Below are 4,367 nucleotides of genomic sequence, written 5' to 3' on the forward strand. Positions count from 1 at the left end.
AAGGAATCGAGCCGCCGGCACAGGCCGTCCGCACGGCACACGCCGGTATGACCGACCGCGGTGATGTGTGATGCGAAGTTGGAGTCTCACAGGGCTCGAGTTCGCCGCCTTATGGGAGGGGATGCGGGAATCGGGTGCGCTGCCGGCGCCGTTCGTTCTCACCTGCCGTATACCGCTGTACCGCGACTATTGCGCGGCGAAGCGCGCGGCGGGGACCGCGGTGCGGTCTCGCTTGGGGAGTGATATCGAGGATGTACTCGATGTGGTGGCCAAACCCGATATCCGGATCGTGGCGAACGCCATGAACCTGGTTACCGGGGGTGTGCGTACCCGGCTCAACGCGGCACGCAGGGGCGGCCACGCGTACCTGGTGGAGCAGGTGCGGGGTGAGCCGGGCGCACACGGCGGTGAGTTCGTCTTTCGGGAATACGGGGTGGTGGAACTCGGCGCTGCTGTGGCGTCGTGTTTCTCCGATGCCGAACCCGGAAGGCTCCGCTGCGTGGACTTGTCCACGCACGTCGACACCGATATGGATCAAGAATACGGCCGCTATCTCACGCGTGAACCGGCCGAGGACCCGGCCTGGCGCCGAACCGAGGAATTCTTGCGGACGCCGGTTGTCGATATCGGCGCCATGCTGATCGCCCAGGGCGTTTCGAGGTTCGGGCCCCGGCAGACGGCCCGGCGGGTACTCGAGTGGCGCGATCTGCACGATGACGGCAGATATGTCATCAGCGGGCAGGGGAATCCGGTGGCGTACGGGGTGGACACCGCAGGCTTCGCTGCGCGAATCGATAACGAACTGACCGAAGTAGTGCGGGCGATCAGGGACGAACGCCGATGATTCGGCAACAGGTACGCCCTTGGCGATACGAAAGACGACTTCGCTTGCCGGCGAGAAGCGGGGATGCTTCGGGTTCGCGGGGAACCGGGTTCGGCGCGTCTGCCCGAGCGTGGTCGAAATCGGCGGGAGATTGACGAATGTCTGTGGGAGCGGAAGAGCAGCCGGGCCGGGCCCAGGAGGAAATCGTCGATCCGGCCTACGTCAGCACCGAGGAACTCGGCGTGACCGACACAGCGTTCGTTCCCAGCTGGGAAGAGGTGAAGGCCAAGGTAGACGATGGCCGTCTCACGCTGGCCGAGGGTGCGGCAACGCGCTGTGCGTCGGCGACGGCCGACCTCTACTACAACGTCGGTGCGGTGCGATCGTTCGCGGATCGGAACACCAACTGCGACCTGCCGCTGTCGAGTCTGCCGGAGGGCAAGGCCTTCGCGGACAGGCTGGCGGTGAAGCGCGTGGAGTTCCTGGAAATTCTGGACAAGGTGCTCGACAACGTTCGATTGAGGCATGAGACCTTCATCGACGCAGGGAATTTGCTGGAAAAGGTGGATGCCGCCGCCGCCGAGAGCTTTGCCCTGCAGGAGTTCGCCTATACGCCACCACCCGCGGCCGAGTTGGTCCGCGGCGCTTCCCTCGTCGATGAGGGTGGGCCGTGGGATGCGGACCCGCTGTTCATCGATAATTTCCACCCGCCCAACCCGGCTACCGAACCTGAAGACGGCGTCACATCGCACACCGAGGTGGAACTCACTACGACAGGGTTCATCAATCCGATTCTGCTCGATCCGAGTGCCGCGGCGTACGTGATGACGTACGAGCTGGGCGAGTACATCAGAAACAACTCGCTATTCGAATACGCGACGAATCTGGCGAGCTCGTGGGGGCAGGTGGGAACTGTGCTGAACAGTATCTTCGAAGATTATGTGGATGTGATCAGGACCGTTACGGCCGAAGACTGGCAAGGGAAATCGAGTGCCGCTGGGTTTGCCGCGGTCGAGGGGGACGAGAAAGGCATAATAAATTGCGCCCCCGGGCCTTTCGGAATGCGCGACCTCTGCAGCTATCTCGCGCACTGGTTCCAGCAGGCGGCGGAACAGTTGCCCACGGATCCCGATGTGCCCAAGACGCAAACAATTGTTCCCGATACGGGATGGCAACTGTATACTCCGGCTTCTTATGTCTGGGTTCCTCATTACAGCAACGATGGGTACTTCTTCGAAGAGGTCGACGAAAATCTCGTCAACTACTACTTGGGCGTTATGGAGGAAACCTACACCGGCCCGATGGAAAAAGCCGACGCGGGTGTTCCGGTCCTGCCGGAATTCATGACAGGATCTTCGGGTACCCCGGCTACTGATCCCTACGTGTACGAATCCGATCCCTACCCCTACGGAGGTACCGGTGGATATGCCGGATCCGGCGGATTGGAGCCCGCCGGAACGACGTCGTCCGTGCTGCCGGACTACTCGTCCTCTACCGATGACCTGGCCGCACAGCAAGAGGAGTGGGCTCGGGCCCAGGACGAGGCGGCGAAGCAACAGGCTCTGCAGTCGATGCTCGGACAGGGGTTGAGTGCCGCGCAGAATGCCCTGGACCAGGGCCTGGCAATGGCCCAGCGAGCGATGGAATCCGCTGCGCAGCCGCTGGACCCGTCGATGGTTCCAGCGGCTCCCAGCGGTCTCGACCTCGGCGAGAACTCCTCCTTCGGGCCCGGAGCTCTCGGTGGTGGGGCGGGACTTGCGAGTACGGCTACCGGCGCGGGTGCGCCGAAGAGTGCCTACGATGCCTCGAAGCTGTTCCCCCGGGCCGGTGTCGCTCCCGGCTCCACGAACCCCCTCGCGGCGGGTGCATCGCCGGCCGGGATGCAGATGGGCGGCTCGCCGATGGCCGGCACACCTGGTATGCCGGGCTCTGCCGGCGCGCCCGGGGCCGGCGCGCGGCCAGGGCAGGACGACAAGCACGAACGTGCCAAGTATCTGGACCGCACCGACAACCTCGACGATGCGCTGGGTGATGCTCCCGATATGACCAGAGCGGTGGTGGGTGAGGGGGTTGCTCGCTCGGCGACAGGCCAGCCTTCGGCGGCGCCGGTCCCTTCCGGGCCGGAGCGCCCGGCGGCGCCGATAGCCCCCACCCCGGTCTCGAACCAGCTACCGCCGCAGCGTCAGGTGGTGCGGGGTTCGGATTGAGGACCGCCGCCGCTGCGGCGTGCTGCGGATCGACTCCGGCGCGAATCACCCTCGCGTGACCGAGCGGGGGGGCGGATGCCGATTCCTCGTGGCGGGTGCTGCTCGCCGCCAGGCCGGTAATTCGTAGATGCGGTTGCGAGAAAGGTGGGATTGGAGAAGCGGAATCCGCCGGCAATTCGCATTCCACTTTCGCGAATCCTGTCGGCGAGGGGAAGATCTGATGATCTCTTGAGGTGGATCGCCGGGTGGTCCGTGAAATGATTGTCCTGCTGAGTCCCGCAGTGCTGGTTGGTGAAGGAGGCCGTAATGGCCGGTGAACTACACGTCGATCTCGACGCGGTGCGCGCCGCCGGCGGGCGTCTGCAGCGTATGGGCGAGGACATGATGAGCCTGATAGAAGGGTTCGCAACCGATACGGAAGCCTTTGCGGGAGCCTGCGGGAACGATAAGTACGGCGAGCGGATCGCGGGCGGGGACAACGGCTACCGAGAATCGCGCGAGAGTCTGATCGAGGTAGGTCGATCGCGGGCGGAATCGACCGACGAATACGGGACAGGGCTGAAAGACGTCACCACCCGTTTCGAGCAGACCGAAGCGGACAACGCGGAACTCTTCAAGTGACAAGCGGCAGCGGGCGTAATCGGCGCCGACCGACACCGGATACGAGCCGAGGGCGGGAGGATTGATATGGCCAATGAGATGATGAAGGAACAGTTGGCTGCCCTGGTGGATTCGTTTCGTTCGGATCTGCGGACACTGCGGCAGGTGCAGCAGCAGCGCGCCGGCCTGTCGGCCTCCGCCTCGGCAGGCGGTGGGCGAATTACCGTCACCGTGGATGCCGACGGTGTTCCGGCAGATGTCGAATTCACGGCGGATATAAGCACATTGGGCTACCCGGAAATTGCCCGGGGTGTACTGTCCGCGGCTCGCGAAGCCGCCCTGGAGGTACGACGACAGTCGGCCGGCCTGGTGCAGTCGGTGCACGACCCGCAGGATCTGCCGAAGCTCTCCGATTTTCTTCCGGGCGTGCCCGATCTATCGGCCTTGATTCCCGGTCCGCCGCAGGATCTGCTCCCGCCGCCCGGGAAACCGGCTGCCTCGGATGACGAGGGACTGGTATTCACCGATGTGGTGGAGTTGCCGCCTACACCGGACCCGGGGGTTCGGGATACCGGCTGGCACAGCGATCCGCCGGTGGACCCGGAGCCGGGATCCATCGATCGTTACGACGATAGTGAGCAGGCCGTTGCCACCCCGGATTCGGAGGTCGCCGATCGTGGCTGGTGAATCCGGATCGATCGGTTCCGGGTTCCGGCGGTGTACGGCGAATCGGGCAC

Annotated in this window: 4 protein-coding genes; all 4 read left to right on the forward strand. The window is 64.4% G+C overall.

The annotated features are described in order from the left end of the window. The first annotated feature begins 70 nt into the window (after positions 1-70). The 4 genes from OG804_RS06400 (at position 71) to OG804_RS06415 (ending at position 4,317) form a co-directional block, all read left to right on the forward strand. A complete protein-coding gene (locus tag OG804_RS06400) occupies positions 71-844 on the forward strand; it encodes an ESX secretion-associated protein EspG (RefSeq protein WP_328394857.1) in 774 nt (257 codons plus the stop codon). Positions 845-981: 137 nt separating this feature from the next. Continuing rightward, entirely contained in the window at positions 982-3,030 is a 2,049-nt protein-coding gene (locus OG804_RS06405; RefSeq protein WP_328394859.1) for a hypothetical protein, read from the forward strand. Positions 3,031-3,336: 306 nt separating this feature from the next. Continuing rightward, positions 3,337-3,651: a hypothetical protein gene (locus tag OG804_RS06410; protein WP_328394861.1), complete on the forward strand. Its 315-nt coding sequence runs from the start codon at positions 3,337-3,339 to the stop codon at positions 3,649-3,651. 66 nt (positions 3,652-3,717) lie between these two features. Further along, positions 3,718-4,317, forward strand: coding sequence for a YbaB/EbfC family nucleoid-associated protein (locus OG804_RS06415; RefSeq protein ID WP_328394863.1), 600 nt, complete (start codon positions 3,718-3,720; stop codon positions 4,315-4,317). Positions 4,318-4,367 lie beyond the last annotated feature (50 nt).

The organism is Nocardia sp. NBC_00416, assembly GCF_036032445.1.
Lineage (GTDB): Bacteria > Actinomycetota > Actinomycetes > Mycobacteriales > Mycobacteriaceae > Nocardia.